The 25,680-nt window shown below is 62.1% G+C and carries 2 protein-coding genes (1 of these 2 only partly in view); both read right to left on the bottom strand.

Translation table 11 applies throughout. The features are described 5' to 3' along the window. Positions 1 to 39: 39 nt before the first annotated feature. Positions 40 to 2,271 carry a hypothetical protein gene (locus tag IPI56_04090; GenBank protein ID MBK7544922.1) on the bottom strand — a complete coding sequence of 744 codons (2,232 nt, stop codon included), beginning with the start codon at positions 2,269 to 2,271 and terminating at the stop codon, positions 40 to 42. Beyond that, positions 2,271 to 25,680 carry the 3' portion of a DUF4214 domain-containing protein gene (locus tag IPI56_04085; GenBank protein ID MBK7544921.1) on the bottom strand. It continues 13,781 nt past the right edge of the window, so 23,410 of the gene's 37,191 nt are visible here — the last part of the coding sequence; its start codon lies off the right edge, out of view — the gene reads right to left on this strand; its stop codon occupies positions 2,271 to 2,273. The genes IPI56_04090 and IPI56_04085 overlap by 1 nt, the downstream gene beginning before the upstream one ends.

Raw genomic sequence — 25,680 nt, 5'->3', positions numbered from 1 at the left:
CTTGCGGACCGGGGCCCCCTGTTGCAATCCGTTGCGGGGTTAGGCGCTCTTCGCCACCACCCGCATGTCCTTCAACACCTTCTTGATCGCGTCCACCGCGCTCCCGATCTCGATCAGCGCCCCCTTCAGGACGTTCTTCCACAGGGCTTTCTCGCCCGTCACCACACGCACCCCCAGCGTCGTCGTCCCCAGGAACCCAGGCAGCAGGGCCGTCAGTCCCGTGTAATCGATCACGGCCACTTCACCCTTGAATTCCAGCGCCTCTTTCGCCGACTTCCGGTCCATCACCTCGAACACAGGCGCCCCGCCCTTCAGCGTCGTCGTCCGCAGGGCCTGTTTCAGCGCCCGCGGCATCCCCTTCCCGTGGTTGTCCACCACCACCAACCGCAGCGGCGAGCCCCCCTCCGTCGCCGCCCAATCCCGCGCCAACGCCTGGAACTTCCCAAGCACCGCCGTGTTCACCCGCTTGCCGTTCATCAGCTCGCTCGCCGCCACCACAGCCACCCGCGCGTCCCGCGTGCTCACCGCCGGCGCCGCCATCAATTCCTTCAGCGACGCCTCCGCATACAGCCGCTCCATCCAGTACTTCCGCGCCCCCTCGTCCTTCACACCCGACAACCGCTCCGCCAGCGCCGTCGTCAACTGGTACCCCAACCACAGCCGCGCCGCCTCCACCCCTTTCTCACCCCGCAGCGCGTCGATCTCCCGCAGGAGGCCCAACAGGCTCAATTGCCCCAGCTCACGCGGCAGCGCCGTTTGGATCCGGTATTCCACCAAAAGTTCCGACGTCCCAGCGCTCACCGCCCCCGCACGCCGCGCCAGCGTCGGCACGTGCGCCACCTCGTGCGCCAGCGCCAACACCGTCTCCTCCAGCGGCATCGCCGCCAGGTGCACCGTGAAAACCTCGCCGTCCTGCGACACGAACGCCTTCGGCGCCGTTTCCGCGCCGGCTTTCACCGCCTTCTTGTGGGCTTTGGCGTAAGCTTCCGCGGTGTAGCGGCGCACCTCCACCACCGGCCGCCGGCTCAAGGGCGCCACGCCGTCCTTCGCCTCCGCCCGCAGCATCAGCCCCAACATCCGCTCCGCCACACCGTTCAACGTTGCATCGCTCATCGGCCGGCTCGGCGTATTGATCCCCAGCGCTTTATATGTCTTCGGCGTCATCCGGATCCCGCCCAACGCCGCGATCCGCTGTTTCAACGACTTCCGCAGCCCCTCCGCGTTGGTCTCCAGACCCAATTCCGCCATCAGACTCGACAGCCGCGCGTCCACCAACAGCTCCGTCAACATCGGGTCCAGCGCCTTCAGCTCCGGCGCCAGCACGTACATGAACGCCAGACCCCGCACGCGCAGGTCCTGCCGCAACGACAACCGCGCCCCCGCCGTCTCTTTCGCCACACGCACCGCCGACTCCACCTGCTCGATCCGCTTCTTCAATTCTTCCAAAGACAACCCCAGGGCGTCCCACGTCGACCCCTCCGGGAATACCGCCGCCATCACCAGCCCGGTCGTCATCGGCACCGCCAGTGACTCCGTCTTCCCTTCCACCGTCAATGTCCCGTCAATCTTTTCCCCATTCTGGATCGCCCGCGTCACCGCCTCGCCCACCGTCTCCGTCGTCACCGTGGTCACGCCTTCCGCCGTCACCACCCCTTGCTCGATCGTTCCCTCCGCCGTCACACGGTAACCCACCACCGGCGAGTCCCCTTGGCCCGCGATCAGGTGGTACGTCGGGTCTTCCATCGTCCCCACCGCCCAATTGTGCCGCCGGTTCGTCATCGCGTCCGTCAAACTGTACACCGGCTTTTCCGGCATCGCGTTGATCACCACGTTGTGCGCGTGCACCGGCGTCACGCCCGGCTGTTCCATCATCGCCGCCGACACCGCCACACCGCCAGACACCGTTGGCTCCGCCGGCACCGCCGTCGCCGTCCGCCCTGCCACCAGCGCCACGCCGTGTTCGCCCAAGGACAGCCCTTTGACGGCCTGCGCCGCCGCCACGGCCGTTTCCGCCGCCGTCGCCGTCCCCACCGCCGCGCCCAACCCCAGCGCCGCCATCATCCGGCCCCACAGGCCGCGCTTCGCCGGCGTCACGCCGCCTCCACGCAACGTCAACACCCCGGCCTTCCCGTCCGTGCCACGCAGTTCGGCCAGCATACGCTCCGCCGTGGCTCCGCTCAAAGACGCCAAACCGTCGTTCCACGCGCGACCCGCCGCCACGTTCGACAGCGCCCGCACCGTCCCGTAGGCGAACGACACAAAGGTCGGCATCACCTGCGCCAGCGCCGCCCCGAATTCCCCGCCCCCAAGTCCCGGTGCGCCAACTCGTGGCGCATCACGCCCAACGCCATCACGTCACGGTTCCACGCCCCGATCGGGTTCAGCCACCCCATCCAATTCGAGCCCATCAACCCGGCAAACCGCTCCCAGGTCACACGCACCCGGTCGCCCTCCACCCAGGCCGTCACACCCGCCCCCTGCGCCCGGTCCAGGGACCGCTCGCGGCCCCACTGTCCCAGGAAGTACGCCGACGACATCAACCCCGCCGCGGCCAACGGCGCCGCCCACAGCGTCAACCCCGCCACCGCCATCCCCACAACCGCGCCACCGCCCAACCCAAAGCTCCCCACGCCCATCCACAGCTGCCCGGCTTCGCTCAACGTCGCCCGCGCGCCAGGCCCCACCGGCTCCGGCACCTCCGTCGGCTCCGCCGTCGGCACTTCGACTTTCTCCACATCCGCGCCAGGGACCGGCCCCGCCGCGCTTTCCCTCTCCGTCGCCGGCCCCACGTCCGGGCGTAGCGCCCCCTTCGTCTCCTCGCTCACATCCTTCAACGCCTTATTCAACCCCGCCAAGGCCCCCAGAGCTTCTTTCATTCTTTCTTGGGTTTCCCCTCGGGCCAGAATGGAACTCAGAATTGCGGTGGGTTTAACCGCCGCCAACACGATCGCTCCGATTTCCCGTTGAACCAAATCCCGGGTCCTCGCGTCCAAAATTTTATCGCTTTGCCGCGCCTCTTTTTCTTGGATCCGCCGATTCAGTTCATTGGTCACATCCACCACCCGCTGATACACAGGGCCGAATCGACCCCCTTTCTTCACTATATCCTTCAATTGTTCGCCCAAGTCCACCAAGTGGTCGTGCAATTGCACGAAAGTCATTTTCGTCAGCTCAATCCCCGGCTCCGCCACGTCCGTTTGCCCCGACCGCCGCTGGCCCTTCGCCGCCGAAGCGAGCAGGGAATCAATGTCCACAGGAACCCCCTGTTGGCCAGGAGCCCTGCCCAACGCTTCCCGCACGGCTTGCGCCAGTTTGGTCTCCCGCGGCATCGCCGGAGGCGTCGCGTCCCGTCCCGCGGCGGTTTTCTTGTCCGACCGTTGAAGATCGGGGATCGCGGCCAATTGTTGCCGGCGTTCTTTAAGTTGCGTCTCAATGGCCGACAACCGGGTGGACAACTCCCCATAGATCCGGTTCCCGTTCACCCCGAAAGGACCAAAAATCTTTTCAAAGTCCGACATTTGACCTCGGGCTGTGGACGCCTTTTCCTCCAAGCCTGAAAGTCGCTTGTCCCAAAGCCCTTTCCAATCGGTCCGATCGTATTTGGGCCGCTTGATCTCGGAAACAATTTTGAGATTCTTGGCGGTCAATTGCGTGTTCAATTCTTTCTCGACCTGTCGTAAACCCTTGTCCAGATCATTGAGAATCGGCACAAGTTGATCAACGACACCGCTTTTTTCAATTCCCAAAACATCCATGACTTTCGCGATGGCGCCCGCCGATTCCGGCGCGCGCAGGACCAACCGCGCCAGCCGCGCGTCCCGCGTCACCGTAGGGCTGGTTTGCTCGGTCGCGCTCATCGGCGCGCTCAAAACCGACGCGACATCCAGGACGGATTTTCCAAACCCAGTGGGCGTCGGGGACAAACGTTGCGCGAGGCCGCTTAAGAATCCGGGTTGGAATTTCCCCCACATCCCCAACATTCCCATTCCGAACAGGGCCATCGAAACGGGCGCGGTTAAGGACAAGACGCCGAACAGGGCCGCCAAGTTTATTCCGCCCGCCGCCGCAAGGACGAAGTTCAGCGATTTTTCGACACCCCGCGCCCCACGCAACAGCCAACCCGATTCGTTGACCAACCGGTTCAACCCAGCGGCCGCCACCGCGCCACCGGCGAACAGGAAATCAACATCCGCCAGGCGTTTCACCTTCCGACTGTCGGACAACTCGCCGTTCAACAGGCCGATCCGTTGTCCCAAAGCCGCCCCATAAGCTTTGGCGCCGTCCAGGCGTGGTGAGTTGAATATCTCGGCGCCCAAGACCGCTTCAATGGCGTCGAATCGTGACGGATTCACCCCGCCCTCCAACAGAGCCAACGCGGCGGCCCCCGTGCGATAAGCGTCCCGGCCGAGGGATTGCCGCCCGTTCCCCCTCAGGCCCGCCTCCACGGCTTTCACAGTCCGATCGTCCAATCGATCGGCCGCTTTCAGAACAACCCCCAACGCCTTTGGTTCCAACGCCTTCAACAGGTCGCCGTTCAACGCCACCGTTCCCGCGGCCATGGGGACGATGATGCCCCCCACCTCATCGGCCAATCGCACGGTGCGCGTCAGCGCCCGGCTCAACGCCTTGGTCTCCGCTTCGGTGAAGGTCGCGCCCCCGCCCACCAAAGACCCCAGCGAGGCAAAAACAGCCCCCGCGAAGGTTCTAATTTGTCCGTAGGTCATTTCCAGGGAATCCCGTTGTTCGACCACCCCGTTGAAGAACCCCGCAATTTCCAAGGCCATGGCCCCGGAATTCGCCCCCATCACCGGCGCCGGCACGCCCGCGAACACACCGGCCACTTTTTCCACAAAACCCCGCGCCGCGGGGTCCTCGGAATGGGCGCTCACCGCCTGGCGCGCGTAGGAGACAAGAGCCAGGAGGGTTTTCGACTCGCCGGCGAAGTCCGTCACCCGGTTCCCCACCCGGGCCATCAGATCAACCCCCGACAGGGACTGCGCGGCGGAGACCCCTTCCAAGACCGCCGGCACAAGCGTCATCACCCGCGCCGCGGATTCCATGTAGTCAAACCGCTCCTCGAATCCTTTCAGGGCGGTGTTGAATTCCTCCCCGACCAGTTCTTCCAAGGTTCTTCCGCCGGAAAGGCCGTATTCCAAAGCCAACGCCTCGGCCATCACGGCCGTCACGACGGATTCCTGGGTGTTCCATCGGCCGGAGTAGCGATCCGCCCCCCGGGCGCGCCCCTCGGCCACCGTGATGACTTCTTGAATGTTCGGGAGCACCCCGCCGTTCAGACTCTGTTGAACCGCCGGTTGTTGGGCAAAAGCCTCGAACCGGCTTTGCACGTCCGCCAGGGTGGCGCCGCCCCCGCTTTCGTAGGAGGACAGCGTCTGCAGGAGGTTCGCTTTGGCTTCGCCGTGGGCTTTGCTGTCCCGTTGGTTCGACAGGAAGGCGCCCCGTTTGTCGGTCAGCTCTTGGAGGACCTCCCCGATCACCGGGTCCGTAAATCCGGCCCACCCGATGGCTTTCGCCATGTGATTGGTCAGTAGCGGTTCCACCAAGTACTGTTCGTACAGAGCTTCTTCCTCGAAGAACCCGATGGCGCGGGCCAACCGCCCTTCGGCCCAACGACCGCCCATCACCAAAATGCCTTCTTGCCCGATCCGGAAGACGTTTCCGATTCCCGGCAGATTGCGAAGCACGCCCCCCAGGATCGGCTGGAACACCGCCACGCCCGTCGCGAACAACAACGTCATCGGATCGTTCAACTGGTGGGTCAATTCCTTCTCAAGCCCGCGCGCCCCGTCGGCCACGCTCTCAAACGGCCGAACGTGGAACATCCCAAGGATCGTGATCGAATCCATGTCCCGCGCCGTCAAGACCGCGCCGCCGATGGCCCCCAACCCGAGGTTCATCAGCGCCATGTCCGCGGAAATATACGCGGCCCGCACGGTCCCCTGGACCAATTCGCGGCCGATCACCGCCAGTCCCGCTTTCGTGCCATCCCACAACCCGGCCACCGTGATCGGCACGTTGCGGATTTCCCCCAGTTTTTGGATGAAACTCACCAGCCCCGGCGTCGCCAACAACTCCCGCGTCGCCGCCCCCAACCCTTGCGTGTTCCAGGCCGTGGCCACTTTCCCCATCCAGGCGCCGATGTTTTGACCCAGCGTCGCCTGGATTTCCCGCACCCCCTGCCCAGGGAGCAATCCCATCCGAAGGAACGGCGCCAGCGTGACGATGTTCATGATCGTCCTGGATGTTGTGCCCGGTTGCGGCCCCAAAAGCCCCGGGTTGGACAGGTCGATGCCGAACAGACTTCCCTCAAAGCCCCACACCGCGTAGTTCCGCGCCAAGGGCAGGGCCCCCCGCGTCAAAATCGCGAAAACCGGATTGAGGTTGCCCATCGTCCCGACGATCGTGCGGACCCAAGACAATTCGCCCGCCCCGACGTAGAGCGCCGCCCGCTCCAACCCGCGGGTGCTCGCCGGGTTGACAATCCAGTTGACGGTCAGCGCCGCCGCGCGCGTCGCCCGAGTCGCCCAGCCCATCGACGCGATGTCGAACACCCCGCCGCTGGACGCGCCCAGCCCCCTCAACAAAGGAACCGTCTGCGTCATGGTCGCGCCGGCGAACCGCGCCACGTCGTCCATGCTTTGGAACCCGAAGCTCAACAGGCGCGACTCGATCGCGGCCGCGTCCCCCGCAAAGAAACCCATTTTCGTTAAGTCGTCCAACCCCCGCGCCCCGCTCAACCACAGCCCGAACCGGTTACCCAACACGCCGGTTGAACTCAAGTAGCCCGCGACGTCGTCCCCATACTTCGTGAAATGGGAAAGCGCCCCGATCGTCGCCCCACCCACCCACGGCAACAATTTGAACAGCACCCCGGGCGCCAACAGCAAGGCCGCGTTCCATGCCAAATCCTCCGTCAACTGATCGCCCGATATTTTCCCTTGAGCGTAATCTTTGACTGAGCCCGTCGTCGTCCACGCCGCGATTCCCGCCGTCCCTGCCGCCACCCAGGCGTTTCCACCAAGGGTAATCATCTGCCCGGCCGCTCGGGCACCCAGAAGGAGCCAACCGGCCGTCGCCGGAATCGACACATACGACGTGAGCACATAGGCGCCGACCATCGCCACCGCCGTCACCGCCGCTTCGATCCAATTGTCCCCCGCCCAGATCAACGACTTGTCCCAGAACCCAAGCTTGTAATCCGATGTGACCACACCCCCCAACCCCTTGATCTCCCCGGCCTCCCGGAAAGACAAAACCCCCGGCTCGTTGAAAGTCCCCGTCTCGATGGTTCCGATATCGTAATTCCCATTGGTCCCCGTGTATTCCATCAACCCGGTAAACACCCGCTCGCCTTCGCGCAACTCGATTTGATCGCCCACCTTGAAATTCCCCACCGACCGGCCTTCAATCAATCCGTTGTCGTCGTACGTCCGGAGATTCTTGATGGAAACGATCTTTCCGTTATCGTCCAGCGCCAATTCGCCGACCGTCAATCCCCGTCCGTCGGCGAAAGCTTTGATCACGAACCCCTTGGTGTCGATGAAACCGATGAGATCCCCGGTTTTCTTTGTCGCTCCGTCACGGACCTCCGCCATCAACACGTTGCTGGAAACAATGCCCGTAATCTGGCCAGCGGCGTCCTGCTGAACCACCATCGACCGCAACCCCATCGCGTTCATCGGCCGTATCGCGGCATCGCCCTCCATCGTTTGCTCAAACACCATCAGGGTGTTGCGGTCCCCGTTTTCCCGCAGGATGGTCGACCGGAATTGATGCTCGCCCAGCCGCACGTCCGCCAGGCCCGGCCGGCTCATCACGTAGGCGATTCCGCCCTCTCCCGCCACCGCCCGCACGTTAAGTCCTTCCTCGTTGCGGTAGGAAACCACCATCGCGCCCTTATGGCCCAGCGCGTCAAACCGGACGACGTTGTCGTCGAACCAGAGCGCCGCGGTTTCCAGCACGCCGTCCGGCCGGACGCCCATGAACGTGATGCGGCCCTGCGCGTCCAGCGAGAGTTCCACGCCCTCCCGCAAACCCGCCATCCCCAACCGGTTGTTGCCTTCCGCCAGCCGATCGATCGAACCCACCCAGGACTCAAAGAGGCCCCAGGCCCCGCCGGATTCCGCCTTCGCTTGGAACGCGTCTCCGTTCCAACGACTTCCTTCAACGATCCGATTCCCCTCAAAACGCATCCAGCTGTCGCCGTCCACCGCGTAGTTCGCCTCCCGTCCAAGAACGGTGCTCCCCACCCACCCTGTGGTGTTTTCAATTCGCACGAAATCAGTGATGGATCCGCGACCGTCCATCGCCATCAAATGGAAAGCCCCGGTGTCTTCCGGCCCCGCCTTGGACACATAGGCCCGCGCCCCCGCGCTGCCGAACTCCATGCCCCCCACCGCCTCGCCACGGGCGTTCAGGTGGATCAAGTAGCGCCCCGGGTCGCCCGCGCCGGTCTTCGCCTGCAGATAGGCCGACACGGAAAGCTGAATCTCTTTGGCACCGACCGCGTCTTTGAACCCGTTGCCCGAAACAAACCGCCCGTAGGATTCCGGAGAACTGAAAAGCACGTCCGCCAACCGGCCCCCCGCCCCGAACCGCGCCGTGTCCCCGAACCCCAGTTTTAAACCGTCCACCACCCACCCCGCCGGACCCGCCATGACCTCCGCGTCCTTCACCCGGATCAACGGCAGGATGTCTTTGCTCTTCATCACCGGCGCGGCCTCTCCCTCCCGTTGCGAAAGCACCGGCATCACCACGTCCATGGACCCATTCTTGCCCACTTGCGACTGGTAACGATCGCTCGTCATCGTCGATTGAACCATCACATCCACGGGCTTGTCCGCCGCCAACGCCGCGCCGGGTTTTCCCGCCATCCGGGGGATATCCAGCGCCGCGTTGTCCAAGGTCAACCGGGCGCGTACCGAGACCTGCCCCGTCAACCCGTCGAACGACACCACTTCCTTCACCACATACTCCAAGGTTTTCTGACCGCTGGCGGTTTCAAACAACCCGCGGATCTTGGCGGATTCCGGGTTAAGCAGCTCCATCTTCCCGTTGTTGAACACCACCGGCAACAATGTCCCTCTCTCGTTCAACCGGCCCCAGCCGTTGAACCCCACCAGCGTCCACTCGCTGGCCCCCACCAACGCCGCCCCGCCGTCCTTGTTGGTGAACGTCAACCCCGTCAAAACCGCCATGTCGATGTTGCCCCACTTGGACAACATCAGCGGTCGGTCGAAACTCAGCGTCATCAGACTCCCGTCCGCGCTCGGCGACACGCCCGATAGGGTCACCGTCTTGAACTCGCCTCCCAACCAAAGCGCCAGGGTCTCCCCACCCACGTTCCAGGTCCGCAGATCCAACCCCACCATCCGAATTTGGCCGTCCGCGCCGGTTTTGAATTCCGCCGTCACTTTGCCGTTCGACGAGACCGTCCCAAAAGCCGTCGGGACCAACGCGCCGTTGGTGATCGTTCGCGGATCCACCCCCGCCCCCGCCGCCCCGCTCGCCTTCACCCCCACGACGCCGATTTCGCGCACGATGATCTTGGTTCCGCCCGGGCCCGCCATCGTCACGTCTTGAATCGCCCGTACCAGCCCGGTCCCCGGCGCCCCGAGAGTCACCGACACGAGTTTCCCCATCAACTCCACACGCAACACCGTCCCCGCCGGCAAATCCGACAGTTTGCCCACAACCCCGCCGTAGTTCACGGAGAATTCGTTCTTGAACGATATCCCCCCATTCCCACCCATCACCGCGTAGGTGCCCTGCCGCACGTTCACGTTGATGACCGTGCCGTCGCTTTGCACCCGCTGGAACGTGGTACGGGAGAAACTTCCCTCCACGTACAACCGACCCCCGTTTTCGTACACCCGCAACGCCGTGAACCCGCCCTTGCCGTAAATAAAGAGCCGCGTGCCCAACGCCCCGTGGATTTCCCCGTTCGGCCCTTTCCAAATGTTGACGGGACCGCCGTTGGAAATGAATTTCGCCCCCGCCGCCGTCGCCAACACCCCGAGCGCGTTCGTCAGCTTCCCGTGAATCACCGCCACGCTAATCCCGTTGACCGCGGTCATATACCCGACCGTCCGCAGTCCGCCCGACGTCATGACATAGAATCGTTTGGCGTCGCTCAAATAGGCGGCGGTCAAATTCCCATCCTTGCCGATCAACCCAAACCCCACCGATGACCCGTTCTCGTAAATTGCCGCCATCCCCCCCGACCCGGACCAACCCACCCCCAGCGACTTAAAGAGCTCCGCCGTCAAACTTCGCGCCTCCTTCGACACCCCCTTGTTCAGCCACCCCGCGTAATGGTGCAACGTCCGGTCCCCCAAACTCGTGGTCACATCCCGAATCCGCCCGGAGTTCTCGGAAGTCCCGTCCTTCAAGTGAACGAAAACCTGAAACTCGGCCCCGCCCGTTTCACGAATCATCCGCGTCGACCACTCGCCCGACTCAAAGAAGGTCATCCCCAACAGCGCCCCGTCGGCGCCCACCGCCCGCGCGAACCCGTCCAGCGTCTTCACGTCCGCTATCATCTCCACCCGCGCGCCGTCCCCTCGGTAACCCACCACGCTCACCGACAGGCCCCCCTTCGTTTCGTTCAGTGACACATCGGCGATGGCCCGGGCCCCTTCCCCCGTCCACATGGCGTTCAATCGCGGATCCACCGACTCCCCATCAATGGAAAGAATTTCGTTTTGGGTCCACGCCACCCAATGACCCGCCTCCAACCGATCGCCGCTCTGGGTTTTTCCGCTCCATTTCAAGGAAGCCCCGTCCGCCCGCTCCGCCGTGAATGTGACCACATTCCCGTTCTTGACAACGCGCAGGTCGGAGTCGACCCCCACCGCTTCCATCTTTTGGTTCAACGCCATTTTGATCGCGTCCGACAAACTCGTGTTGACGATCCGCTTTCCGTCGGTCTCAAAGAACCACAGTTTGGCCACACTGGCCGCCGCCTGATCCGCCCGGAGATCCGCCGCTCCACCGAACGTCAGCGACAATCCCGTCCGCGTGATCCCCGAACCCGACAACGTCCACCCGCCTTTCTCTTCCTGTCGCAAAGACAAGGACAACGACGCGCCGGCGAACCGCTCTTGGGTGGCCACCACCAGCGCCACAAGGCTCGCCGCCCCTTTCCCCATGAAAAAGTCCGCCGAATCCGCCCCCTCCAGCCGAACCGCCGCCCCCGCGATCCGGTCTTTCCCGGTCACCAGCAGGACCGTGCCCTCTCTTTGGGTCGCCCAAGCGGCGTCCTCCGCTTCCCCGCGCCGCAACACCTCGATCTCGTTCCGAATCAGCGTTGACCCGTCCGCCAGGGTTTCCGCCCCGCGGAAATGGATCTCCACCAACGCGTCCCCCCGCCGTTCGAACAACCCGCCGCCCTCCGCCGTTTTCACGAATTGTCCATCGCTGGCCAGAGAGAAGGAGGTGTCCGCTTTCACCTCATAGTCACCGTGGGTGAAATTAATCGCCGAGCTCAAATGCGCCCCCGCGCCGAAAAGGATCGCTTTCCCGTTTTGGAACTCGATCAACCCCCGGGCGACATACCCATCGGCCTCCTTCCGCATGATCTGCGCTATCGTTTCCACCTCCGGCAGGGATCCTTTGCCTTTGCCGCCGCCGTCCACGTTCTTTACTTTCAGTTCGGCCGTGAGCGCGTGCGCCCGCCCCACAAGATCCGACGTGCCGTCCAATTTGAATTCCAACTGCAGATGGACGTCCTTGTTTTTTCCCGATTGGGTCAAGAAGGTCAGTAAGTAGGTTTTATCGCCGTCTTTTAACTTCGCTTCAACGGTGTCGACCCCCGCCACCTGGAGGCGCCCGTTCACCACCTTCAAAAGCAGGCCCCCTTCCATGTTTTGGGCGTCGATCGTCATGCTCCCCTCGGCGGTTTTCACGATCAATTGGTCGTGGACCCGCGCTTCCTTGAGGTTTTCCCACACCTGCCGTCCTTCCGCGTCCACCCTCATAACCACCGGCCGGGAAGGATCCTCCGCCTTCACATGCAACGCCCCGTACCGCCCGCCCGTGATCTCCGCATCGGTAATCTGCAACCCCATCTCTCCCATCCGGAATTCGTTCGCCTCAACGCCCCCCGCCAACTCTCCAGAAGTTTCAAACACATACTCCCCGGTCGCCCGGTCGATCACCATCGATTCGAACTCCACCCATATGTCCCCGAATCGGAATTCACCCCCGGCGAACTGGGATAACATGCTTTCGCTCGCCGTGGTGAGACGGCCGTCCGCCCCCGCCACCGACATCGCCGCCCCGTCCTTGGTCTTTTCCACGGCAACGGATGACGCACTGCTCGCCACGGTGCGACCAGCGAGCGTTTCGCCGCCGCTCACCCTCTCCCCGTCCCCCTGAACGGGTCGGCGTCCCCCATCGGAGACCTGAAACAACCGGCGGTCTTCGCCGGCCATCAACATAGACACCCCTTCTTTCGTCCTTTTGACGGCCGCGTAGAACGTCTTGCCTTCCGCGTCTCGCCCGATAAGGGCCGTGCCGCCGCCAATCACCTTTTCCCCGAACACCAAGATTCGATCGTTGTCCTCACGGGCGTAACGCGCCTCCGTGCCTTCTTTGAACGTCACCACCTTGTCCTTCTCCACCACCACTTCGGCGGCGTATATCCGCTCGTTGCCCAATTTATCCGTGGCGATCAAAATGGTGTAGACCGCCGCGGCGCCGTCCACCAACCCGCCGCGCCGGGCGTTTTCGATTTCTTCCGGAGTGGCCTTCCGCACATCAAGGACCAAGTCCTCCCCCAAACGGACCGGCCCGGCCAAGTTGCGTTCTTCCAACCACGCCGCCGCTTCCGGAGTCGACAACAATGTTTTTTTGCCGTCCTCGTTCAAAAGGAACTTGTCTTTATCAAAATAGCTCAACTTGTCCGCGTCTTCGCCAACCCCGTCCTGCCAGGTGTGTTTGGCGTTGGCCAATTGGTTCGGCAGGTCATCGGTCCACAGCGCCCATTTCATGTTTTCAATGAACGAGCCCAAGGAATCTCCGATGGCGTAGATGTTTTTGATCATCTGGGTCAACACCGCCGAAGCCATCATGCCGCTGTTGGCAAGATACCCATAGACGGACTGCACGCGTTCCACGATTTTTGTCATCACGGATTTAACGACCCCGGCCATAATCCGTTGCCAAGCCCCGGAATCGAATATTGAAATGCTCGGGAACAGACCGGGTTTGTCAAAGGAGAACAAAGAGGTCACCAACGCCCCGAGCCAGGCGCCCTTCTCGCCCAGAACCCGGGTCGCCAGTTCTCCCAAAAGCAATAGCCCAAGGCCACTGGAATTCAAATCCCCTTTTAACAGGGCCTCCAAAGGATTGACGGTGTTCCCTCCCCCGTAGCCCATGGCTCCCAGGATCATGTTCGACACCATGGAACCCAGGAACCCCAATTGTGGCGCGAAATGCTGTATGAGACCGACCACCAGTGTGCCGACGATTTCTCTGACCAGGACGTTTTTCAGGGTGTCCATGGAAGCGGTGTAAATAATATTGCCAGCGACGTCTTTTGTGATTTGGCTGGCCACCTGCGCGTAGACCCCTTGCCCGCCCGCGCCTCCGAACCAGTCAAACCCCTGCACCTGCAAATAAGAAGACACCGCGGCGATGATGCCGCTCAGAAAGGCCAGTTTGATGTCCCCGGTGGCCACGTAGGTGATAATGAACGTGGTGGCGAACACCACAATGGCGGTGGCCAAGGCCGTGCCGACCGCCGCGTACAAGGCGGGCGCAACGTAAGGGGCGAACACAGCCACAACGACGGTGATGATGGCCATGATGATTTTCCCGAGAATGGACGAGAAAAATCCGCCGCCGGAGGTCTCTTGATGTTCCCAGAGTTTGTTTTCATCGACGCTCACGAGCTCGTGGTTTTCGTTGTAGCCGTTCGTCACGAGGCGCTCGCCGTCCACCGTCACTTTGGTTTTTCCCGACTTGGACTCGGTGTGGTACCGTTCTTTTTGGCTCAAGACGTTGCCGAACGCGTCGTACACGATGCTGTTCGTGTTCGACCACCCGTTCGACCCTTTGTCGTTGCTCCAAGACGTATTGATTTCCCCCGCCCGGCCAAATTGATCCAGGTTGGACAATCGGGTTTCGGACGTGGTGGTCACGTTGCCCACCACCTGCTTCGACTTCTTACCGCCGGTGGAATACTCCGCCGGCGCCCACGTCTCGCTTTTATAGTGGACGAGCCGGCCGAACTGGTCGTACTCCATGCCGTATTGGCGCATGCTAAAATCAAAGGACGTGCTGTAGCCGCTTTTCCCGGCCAGTTCGCTGTTGTCCGCGCGCGTCACCTGCCCCTGGGCCGTTTGCTCCACCAGCCGGTTTTGGCGGTCGTAGGCCTTGGTGATCGTGACCCGCGCCTCGCCGTTTTGCCACCCCTTCAGTCCGTCCGACACCCCCGGAACAAGTCCGTAGTGGGAGGGACCCCACTTGACCGTCATGGTCCGTTCAATTTCCCGACCCCGGCTGTCGTACCGAATGGAGTGAACCGTCACCTCCGCCGGCGCTCCGCCGTTCTTGGAGAGGGTTCCGCTGTAGGAATACACCCGACCGTTCGCGTCGTACGCGATGTCCCGACGGGTGGTGGTCGTCGTTCCGTTGCCTTCGTCCCATCGGTGTTCTTCATCGGCCCCCGCCCGGCCCTGCGCGTCGTGGGCCGTCACCCGCCGATCCACCGCGAAGGCGCCGTACCCCTGCCGCCAACCCCGCTCGTGCTGGTTCGTCACCCGGCCTTCGGAATCCAAAAGGTCCCACGACACGGAAAGCTGTATGGAGCCGTCCACCAAACCGATGGTGTAGGTGCCGCGCACGTTGTCGCCGACCGGCCTCGCCGAGGTGTCGATGCCCATCTCTTCGGGGGCGGACGGAGGGAAAGGCAGCGCCCCGCTCGTTATCGCCGATTGAACAAAGCCGCTGGAGAGATCATAGGTCCTGGAATTGGTCGCCTTGCCGCCCACGGTCCCGAAGGTGTGGCTTCCGATCACGTTCCCGGCGGGATCGTATATATCCCGTTGCACGTAATGGGCCGCGTCCCCGGCCTTCGTCCCCACGATAAAGAGTCCCTCGTTGGCCCGCTCCTCCCCGATGGACGCCCCCGCGTCAAAGGGCGGGACACCCCCGGCTTGTTGTTCCCGATAACGCTCGCCGTATTTCGATTCCCATTCTTCGCCCGAAGACAATCCGGTCTCGGCTTTCCACGCCGCCAATTGGGCCTCGTATTGCCCCACCGCCGCGTCGTATTGGGCCACGGCGGCGTTGTAGCCCACTTCGTCAAAGGATTCATCAACGTAATAACTTCCCTCCGAATCTCCACTGCCAACCGTCACAAAATGGGCGGGGTTGACAAATTGACTCCGGTCCACCGCCTGGGGCGGTGTCGGAGGCGGCGGAGGCACAGAGCCGGCCTCGCTCAATCCATCGTCCGGAGTCGGGGGGTTCAACCGTCCTTCCTGAATCGCTTTCTGGACCGCCGGCGCCGACAGGTCATAGGCCGAATAATGATCCGCCGCCGTTGTGTCTCCGATCAAATTCCATCCGTCCACCCGCTGACCGATCACGGCCCGGGTTTCCGCGTCCACGATGTCGTGCGTCACGCGCGCCACCATATCCCCGCCCAGCATCCCCAAAATAAGCCGGCCGGAAGCGGGGTCCAATTCCCCCACCTCCGGCTCCTGGATCGCGATCTTCGGCAACAACCCCTTCTCCATCGCCTCGATCACGGACGCTTTATTTATGTCATAGGACGCGTACCGGTCCACCGCCGGCGCCGTCTCCCCTTCCGTCACAGACACGACGTAATCGCCCACCGTCCTTCCGTCTTCGTCCCGAATCGCGTTCGTTTGCCGCAGGAACGGGTCGCCCTCCACGCTCCGACCCAAGGTCAGACTTCCGGTCCCCCAATCAACCGCGCCCAGCGGAACGTTCCCGTTCCCCAACAAACCATATTGGCTGTTCCACATCTCCTCGTTGCTGCCGATGTACTGGTCGTACCGGAAATACGACGGCCCGCTTTGCGCACCCGCCCCCCACAGCCCAAGCGCCTCGGTCGATGCGCCGTCCGCGTTTTCCGGTTTCCCTTTGCCAGAGTCCGCCGTCCCATATTGACTCTTCGCCTCGGACCAGGCTTTTTGGTCGTCCCCGAACGTCCCCCACCCGAACGCCCCATACCCCCAATACTGCCCACCGTAATAACCCACAAAACCATATCCGAACTGTTGCGTGCCGCCCCCCAGCCACCCCGACTCCGAATCCCCCGTACCGGAATTCTCCGCCACCCCGGCGAACATCAACGTCGACGTCGTTTCCCCTTCCGAGCCATAGTTCACCCGCACATCCGCGTCTTCATAGAACCGGTCCACATTCGCCGCGGGGGCCTCTCCGCCCCCCGCGCCAACCCCCGCCGAATTCAGCAAAGCCCTCAAGGCCTCGACATTCGCAGGCCCCATTTCGGAAAAGTTCAACGTCATATAACTTGAAAACCCTTTTCCGGCCTCGTAATTCATCCCCACTGACCCAATCACCTGCCCTCGGGTCCCCCGAACATCAAACGAAAGGCTGAAAATCGCCTTGCCGTCCGCCCCCACGCCGAACACCAGAGTCCCGCTTTTGTAATCCAGGGCCCCACCCGCCGCCGCCAACACCTGATCCACCGTCAAATCCTTTCCCTTCGCCTCCCCCACCACCTCCAAATTCTCCACCGCCGTCGCCACAGAAGCCCGGAACGCTTCTCCCAATTCCCCTTCAAAAGTCATGACGTAGGCCATCCCACTCTTCCCCGCGTCCCACCCCAACGTCACGGTCCCCACGTCTTTCGCCCCCTGCATCAACCGGCCGGACACCGCCAGGACCATCGCCCCCTTCCCATCCACGCCGAGCGTCAACGTCGCGGCTGTAAAATCACAGGCCAACCCGGCCGCGAAAGACTCCAACAACGGCTTGAGGATCGCCCCGGCCTCCCCCATTAACTCCATTCGGCTCACGATTGAAGAAGGCGTCACCTCTTCCAAGGGACCTCCCAACACCCCTTCCAAGAACAACCGCACACGCGCGTTATCCAACCGCAGGCCCGTGAAGAGGCTCCCAAACGCGCCCGCCCCCTTGTCCCAGGCCATGCGGAGCGTCCCGACATAGATCCCGTCCGCCCCGTAATAATCGGCGTCCACCGTGAAGACAGGATTGCCGTTGGCTTCCACCCCCACGGTCACCCACCCCTCCGCCTCGTTCACGCTTCCCCCGGCCAAATAGGACAGGAACTCCGCCGCGCCGGGGGTTTCTCCCAAACCTTTCGCCAGAGCCTCCAGGGCGTTCGCCTTCCCCGTTGTCAACAAAGACCTGAAACCCTCCGCCACGTCCGACAACCGCACCGCCGCGGTCAACGAGAACGACTTCTCTTTCGTATCGTAGCTCGTCCCGATCCGTCCCCCCACACGTCCGTCCTCGTTCACCACGGCCAAACTCGCGCTCAACAACGTTTTCCCGCCGCCGTCAAACCCCATCGTCAAACTCGAGGATCCCCAATCCACCGTCCCACCCGCCATCACGGATTCCAAAACCCCCGTCATCAACTTCAAAACCTCGGGGTCCGCCGTCCCCGCCGTTATCTGCGCCGACAGATCCGCAAGGAATTTCTCCGATAGCAACGCCGCCTCCAAGTCCGCGGCCGTCTCCACGTTTTCCAAACCCAGCATTTTCCCGAGCCCCGCCGCCGTCATTTCCAGCACCCGCCGGTTCGCCAGATTGGCCGTCACGCCGGCCTGGATCCCTTCCGCCCCCGCCGTTTCGTCCAATCCCGCCGTGAACGACCCCACCACCCCGACCCCGTCGCTCACAGCCAACGATGTCGTTAACCCGGCTTTTCCATCCGCCCCCACGCCGAAGGACAACCGGCTTTCCGCCCAAACCACAAACCCGTCCGCCAAGGCCGAGAAAAACGCCTCCCCAAACAGCTGGCCCAACGTCATGGTCTCGCCGTTGATTTCAATCGTCGTCGACTTCACCAGGGACAAAAAGGCCTCCCCCTTCAACGCGGCCTCCAACGCTTCGATCGTGGTCACGCCCGTCAATCCGAACAACCGGCCCAGGCCCCCCACCACCATCGACAAGACCTTCCGATTGCCCAGGTTCACCATCACCATCAGTGAAAACCGTCCCGTCTTCCCATCCAGTTCCGCCGTGTATCCGCCCAACACCCCGTCATTCCCTCGAACCGCCAAGGACAACGACGCGCCCCCCCGCCCCGTCCCGTCATCGCTCAAACTCAGCCGGCTGTTTTCCCAGTCGATCGTACCCACCGCCAACGCTTCAAAAAGTGCCGTCCCGAACAATTCCCCCAACGTCACTTTTTCACCGTTCACAGTCACGGTCACTGCCTTTAATGTCTCCTGCAGGGCGGGATCCTTCAACGCCGCCTCAAGGGATTCCACCGTCACCATTCCTTCCAATCCAAAAACCAACCCCAGACCCCTCACGCTCATCGCGAGGACCACCGCGTGGCCAAAATTCAAATCCACGCCCACCTTCAACCGGCCTGTTTCTTTGTCGAACCCGAACGTCAACCACCCCATCACCCCATCCCCGTCCCGCAAAACCAACGACCCGCTGAACACCATCCCCCCAGAAGCATCCGAACCGAACAGCACCTCGCTCATGTTCCAATCAATCGTCCCCTTGCTCAACACGGTCAAGAAGGCTTCCCCGAACAATTCTCCCAGCGTGGTCTGCGTGCCGTCCGATAAAACAACTCCCCGGGCGCCCACCGCCGCCAACACCTTGGAATCCTTCAAAGCCGCCTGGAGACCCTCGGCGCTCAAATCCCGGCCCAACCCCAGCATTTCCCCCAACCCCGCCGCGAACCAGTTCCGCATCTTCTCATTCCCCAGGTTCGGCGCGAAGAGACGCGACAGACCGCTCTCCCCCCCCCCGGTCGAAACCATGAAGCGCCCCATCGATTCCCCGGCCCCGTCCCGAACGAGGACCGACGCGCTCAGATAACTCTCCCCGTTCGCCTTCACGCCGAAAGAGAACGTGCTCCCCGACCAATCCACACGCCCCCCCCGCAACGCCGACTCGAACTCTTGTCCGCCCAACAGCGAATACAGATCCATCTTGACCCCGTTCACTTCCATCGTGAACATCTTCATTGCCGCGATAAATCCGGCGTCGTTCAACATCGCCTCGCCCAACGCCGCCAGGGTTTTGATCCCCTCATAACCCAAAATTCCCGCCATCAACACCGCCACCCCATCCCCCACCGCTTCGTTCCTCAGGTTCAATGAGATATCCACGCTCATCCCGTTGTTGGTCAGGTCCCAGCCCAGACTCGCCCACCCCACCAAGGTCCCGTCCTCGCCGCGCACTTCCACTTTCAGAGCAAACTCCGGATCGCCGTTGTTGTCCCGGCCCATCGACAACGTTCCGCTTCCCATATCCGCCGTCGCGCCCGCGAACAACGCCGCCAAAGCCGGGGACAATTCCGCCATTCCCTTCTCCTCCCCCCCGTCCCGGACACCGTCCGCGTCGCCGTCCACCCACACCCGGAACCCCGCCACTCCTTGACTGACCAGGTAAACCCCGAGCATCTCAATGTCGGTCACCCCGGCGGGCAAGGCGATCCCCTGGACCCCAAGGATCCGGCCCAACACCGCCCGTCCCGGGTCGCTGAACAAAAGTCCCAACACACCGCGCCCCAAACCCGTTGAGAGATCCAGTTTTGTGAATCCCGTGATCGTCCCGGACTCCACGCCACCCGCGATCCCCTCCGCGAACGCCATCGCGTCTTCCGTGTTCAGCCCGTTCAACAGATCGATCGCCCGACTGACCCCCCGCTCGCCCGAGATCGCCTCGTTGGACAATCCCACCCCGAAGAAATCTTTTCCCCCGCGGACCACCGTAAGCTCGATGCCCGGGGTGCCGTCCTTCCCTCGCCCCCCCTCCAACACCATCCCGTTTTGGGCGTCGTGATCGTACCCGGGCATATAAAACCGGAACCCCTCGATCGCGCCGCCCGCGATCTGGTTGGCGCCCCACGTCCCCAACGCGTCCGGATCCGTCAGCGGCGCCTCGGAGAACATCGCCATCCCCGCGTCCACACTCGTCGTTTCCGACAACGTCAAAGTTCCCGCGGGCACCATCCCCGTTTTCGCGTTGCCGTCCTTATCCAATTCCCCGGTGGGGGTCTTGACGCTCAGGCTCAAATGCGTGGCCGTCCCGCCGCTCCCGTCATCCGCCAACGTCATCGTGTAGACCCTGTCCCCTTCTCCGATCTGCATCGAGACCGAGTCCAACCACGTGTTCCCGCCGGCCCGGAGAGCCGTCGTCATCGCCCGCGTCCCCTCGTAGTCGCCCGCCCGGATCAGCGACGTCAAGTCCTGGATCACCGATGTCGCGTTGGAGGGAAGAACCACGTTCACTTCGCCCGAATCCTCTTCGGACAACCCCAACGCCACCCCGATCGTTCCAACCGCCCGAGGCAGATTGATTTCCGGCGCCTCCTGCCCCGACCACGTCACGGTAACGCTCAGAGCCTCTCCCACCTTCACGGGCACGTCGAACACTTGAATGTCCGCCACCAATTGTCCGGCCCCGTTTATGGATATTCCCCCGACCCACCCGCCGGCCGTTTCGGCCAATTTATTAACAGTCGCCACCGCGTCCGCGCTCAAGGCCTGCCCGTTCAGACGCGCCCCGCCCTGCAACGACCCGTTCGTGATCGTGTAGTCCGTCATCGCGTTCCCTTTCGCGTCCTTCTGGTCCGACCACACGTGCGTGCTCGTGTTCATGATCACCGACACCGTTCCCCCGCTGGTCCAGTTGTCGGCGTTGTCCTCCGTGTGCAACAAAACCCCTGTGTCCGAATACGTGTTCACGGTCCGGCTCACGCCGCCGCCGTTGACCGTGCTGGTCGATTGCGTCGTCGATTCCGTGCGGCTGTTCATGGGCACTATTTTCCCGTTCGCGTCCTTTTCTCCCCAGACAGCGTCCGTCGTTGAATTCGTCGTCGAATCCTGTGTGCTCGTGTAACTTGAATCGCTCACGGACCTCAACACCTTGGCTTCGCCGGAATAAATCCCGTACCACACTTCCGAACGCCAAGTGGATGTCGTGTTTGTTGTCGTGGTGGTGGTGGTCGTCGTCGTTTCTTGTTTGCCCCCCGTCCCCGTTGTCGTCTCCGTCGTCGTCTCCGTCGTCGTTTCCGACGTGTTGCTGCTCCCGGACCCGCTCGCGTGCGCCCCGATCAACCGGTTCTCCGCGTCATACCGGTAGGTCGTCGTCACGCCTTCAAGAACGGAGGTGAGGAGGACCGCGTCGCCCCGGCGTATTTCATAGGTTTGCGTGCCCGAGCTCCCGCTCCCCGCCGCCGCGATCAAACGGCCCAGGGCGTCGTAACTGTAGACGATGTCTTGGGTTTCGGACTCGCTCCCGCTAAACTCGGTTTGTGAAATATCGGCCGTGGCCCCGACCAAAGGTCCCGACCGGCTCGTTGTCGTGTTTCGAATCAACGACAGTTGTCCTCCGATAATTGAGTAAACCTGATGGATCACACCCAAAGTCAACAGGGCGCCCTTCCCGCTGCCGTCTTGCGCCCCAGGGGTTTGTGTCCTGAACGAGCCTTCTCCCACGGCCCCGATCAAATCGCCATTGTCGTTGTATTGGTAAGTCATCTTCATGGTCTGTTGTTCTTGGGACCCGTCGGGTTTCGTTTCGTCCGTGGTTGTGGTCTGAGACTCCAGGCGCGCTTCCCCTTTGACCACCCCATATTCCTGCTGAATAACGGTGCCCGTGTGGTGGATCAATTGGTATTCGCCGACCCCATCCCCGTCCGGATCGTGCATCACGGTGTTCCAGGACTCCGACCAACCTTTCCCTTCCGCGTCCAGAAGTTCTCCCGTTTCGCTGTAGATGTAATTAACCTCCAGATGCGTGTGGCCGGAGTCCTCGCCGAGTTCCCCTCCCCGCGGGCCGTTGAATTCATCCGAGACCTCCGACCACAACACCGTCCGTCCCCCCACTTCTCGAAAGACCTTGTCGGTGGTTTTTTGTGCCGTTGTTGTATTTTCCAAATACTTTTGGCTGGGCTCATCCCAAACGCTTTGAGTGGTCGTCGTATTGTATTCCTGATGGGAGCCGATTAATTTCCCGGCTTCGTCGTAAATAAAATCCTCCCAACTGGTGAATTGCGTCGTGACCGCCCCCGTCACCGTTGTCCCATTCAATTCGGTCCGCGTCGCGACGTCTTTCCCATTGATTTGCCGATACCATGTGGTCGACTGGAGGGTGGTTGTGGAAATGGTTTTGGAGCCGTCCGTGTTGACGACTTCTTTTCGGGTCTCGCTGGTCCCCTCCCCGCGGATCAAATGGCCTTCCCCGTCGTAGAAATAATGCATCGTGTCCGTGCCGCCCTGCCCGTTGTCCCACACCACAAGCGCGTGCGCGATCGTGTCGTCGTTGTAAACCTGCATCGAAGCCGACTTTAACCACGATTCGCTCAGCCGGCGAAGATCCATCGCCAAGGCGCGGAACCCGTCCAGGTTCCCCGCTTGGCCCAGGGCAATCAAGGATTTCATCGCGCTCACGATCGAATCGGCGTCCGACGTGTCCAACATTGACGAGACGCCGTTCAAGTCGTTCGGTGTCAACAACACGCTCACACTTCCGATCGCACGGGGAAGATCCACCTCGTCGTCACCGGTCCCGCTCCAAGTCAAAGGGGCGCCCGCCGTCACGGCCCGGTCAAAATATTGGAAATCAACCACCAACCGTCCGTCCTCCCACCCCCCCAAACCCGACACCCATCCGCCCACTCCCGCCGCCAATCGATTGATTTGTTGAACCTGGGGCGAGGTCAATCCCACCCCATCAATTCGAGCTCCCGGTTGAAGAGACCCGTTCACCAGGGTGTAATCCGTTAACCGCGCCCCCGAGGAGTCGACCTCATCGGAGAAAGTGCGTGAAGTCACGGACAGCGATACGTTCACGCTCGAACCTTCCCAGGAATTGGAGGATTCGGTTTGGCGCAACAATCGGCCCGTTTCTTCATAGGCGTAAACGGTTGAACTGTGGCTCCCCCCCCACCCGGAGGAACTTGCCGTCAACACGGAAACCTCGGTTTTGGTTAAGTGTTGGGTCTCTCCCGATTCCTTGTCGGTCTCTTCCCACTTCGACACCGCGTTGGTGGTTGTTTCTGTGTTCGAGTAACTGCTGTAGGATGAACTAATTTCCGATCTAAGCGTCTTGGCGTTTCCATCGTAAATCCCATAGGTTGTTGTTCCGGACCAGCTGGAGGACCACGAACTGTTGTGAACCGTCGTCACGGTCGTGGTCGTCTCTTTACCGTTCTCGTCTTTTTCGGTTTTCGTATCGCTGGTGGTCCAGGAATCCCCGCCCGAACTCCCCCCCGCCCCCACGCTTCTCATCCCCACCAAGCGTCCGTTTTTGTCGTACGTGTACGTCGTCGTCCATTCCCCATCAACCGATTTCAGCACCAGGGCTTGCCCTTTGACGATCACAAAGGTTTTCCCGGCCGAACTCGCCCCGATCAAACGGCCCAAACTGTCGTAGGTATAGCTCGTGGTGACCGCGGGATCGCTCCCCGAAGCGGTCGTCGAGGTTGACATGAGCAGTTTCCCGTGAAGCACCGTGAACGTCTGCCGGCTCGTGCCCGTGGTGGTTTTCGCCGCCGCGCTTCCGTCCGCCGCCGCCGGTTCCGTCGTTGTAAAAGTCCCCGTCGATTCCCCCCCCGTCAACCGACCTTTCTCGTCATAAAAATACCGCATCGTCGTCGTCTGTTGTTCGCGAACCCCGTCCCTCCGCGTTTCGTCCGTCACCGTCGTTTGGGATGTGATCACCCCGCGGCCCTGCATCACTTTATAGGTCTGTGTGAAGCGCGTCCCATCCCGGTGGATCACCCGGTACTCCCCTTGGCCGTTTCCGTCCGGATCGTGAAACACCGTCGTCCACGATTCGGTCCACCCTTCGCCCCGCGCTCCGATCAATTGCCCTTTTTCGTTGTAGTCATAATACGTGGTGGTCCGCGTGTGAACCCCGTCCTCCCCGAGGATTCCACCTTGCGTTCCCGTATAGGTGTCCGTCACCGAGCGAACGATCACAGCCTGTCCGCCGATCACGGCGTAATCGTTTACGGTGATGTTGTGGGTCTTTTCCGTTTCAATGGATTGAGCCCAGTTTTCGCCGGCCGTGGTCGAGGTCGTCCATCCCCCCTTCCGCCAGTCGTAAGTGCGATTGCTTGTCGGGCCATCCTGGATCTGATTATTGTTGGCGTCTCCCACGATCGACCCATTGTCGTTCAGCGCCGTCGTTAGAACTTGGTCGGTTTGAAAAGATTCGGTCTGCCCCGTTGCTCCGACCAAGCGCCCCAGTGCGTCGTAGCTGTAATTCACCCAGGACCGCGAATAGGTATACCCGTGGGCGTTGGAATCCGTGATCAGCCTTCCATTCGCGTCCAGGGACCAGGCTTCCGTGACGGACCGCACGACCAGGGTTTGTCCCGCCACCACCGCGTAAACATGGCTGGTTAGGCTGTAGGTTTTTTGGCTTTCCCACGTGTTCCCGGATTTGACCTGAGTGGTTTCCCAGGTCTCCGCTCCCCCCTGGGCCCCCACCAAGATTCCCTGCCCGTTGTACTGAAACGTCGTCCAACTGGTTTGTTTGAAATACCCGTCCAACGCGTCGTTCCGGATCACATTCCCGTTGGCGTCCACCGCCAGGATCGTCGAATCCGCCCTGGACACCATCGCTTGCCCGTTCAAGACGATGTATTGATTCTCCGTGCGGGTGTACGTCGTTTTTCGTTCCCAGGAAAACACCGAAGAAGCCGGGTTGGCCGAGTCGTTCCGCACTTCTTGCGTCTGCCAGGTTTCGATCCATCCCTCCGCGCCTGTCACCTGCCCCAAATCGTTCAACGTATACAGGACAACGCTCCGGGACAAACTGTATCCATGTGTCCCTTCGGGGATCACCCGGCCCGCGTCGTCCAAAGCCCGCGTTTCCGTCTCCGATCGCACCACCACCGCCTGCCCATGGATCACGACCATTTGGTTCGTCCCGGTCACCGACACCGCTCGTATTTCCCACTTGCCTTCTTCATCCTCCGTGTTCGAGGGCGTCGTGTCCGTCCACACCGTCGTCACCTGCCGCCCGGTTACCGTCCCGGAAGCCCCCGTCATCCGACCCAGCGCGTCATAAAAATAATTAATTGTCGTCGTCATTACGCTGTAGCCGTGTTCGTTACTCCCGTACGCGGTCCCATCCCCCTTGACCGCGGTGCTCGTCGTCACGGACGTCACCACCACCGCCTGCCCATGGATCACCGCGTAGGTGTTCGTCCCGTTTACGAGCGTTCTTTGCGGCAACAATTGCCCCTTAGGGGAACCGTCCGGGTTTGTCACCACCCGTTCCTCCCCGTCCACTTCCTCCGTCTCCGCTGTAAACACATTCTGAACCTGGACACCCGTCACGCTGCCCACGGCCCCCGTCAATCGCCCCAGCGCGTCATAGGTGTTGTTCACCGTCGTCGTCATCACGCTGTAGCCGTGCTCGTTAATCCCATACGCCGTCCCATCCGCCTTCACCGCCGTGCTCGTCGTCACGGACGTCACCACGACCGCC

This window comes from Elusimicrobiota bacterium (assembly GCA_016706425.1).
Taxonomy (GTDB): Bacteria; Elusimicrobiota; Elusimicrobia; order FEN-1173; family FEN-1173; genus JADJJR01.
This window is presented reverse-complemented; position numbering and strand designations above follow the sequence as displayed.

Bases quoted from the DNA above. Each gene is read 5' to 3' on its own strand.
- IPI56_04090 (MBK7544922.1), bottom strand. From the start codon at position 2,271: ATGCCGACCTTTGTGTCGTTCGCCTACGGGACGGTGCGGGCGCTGTCG.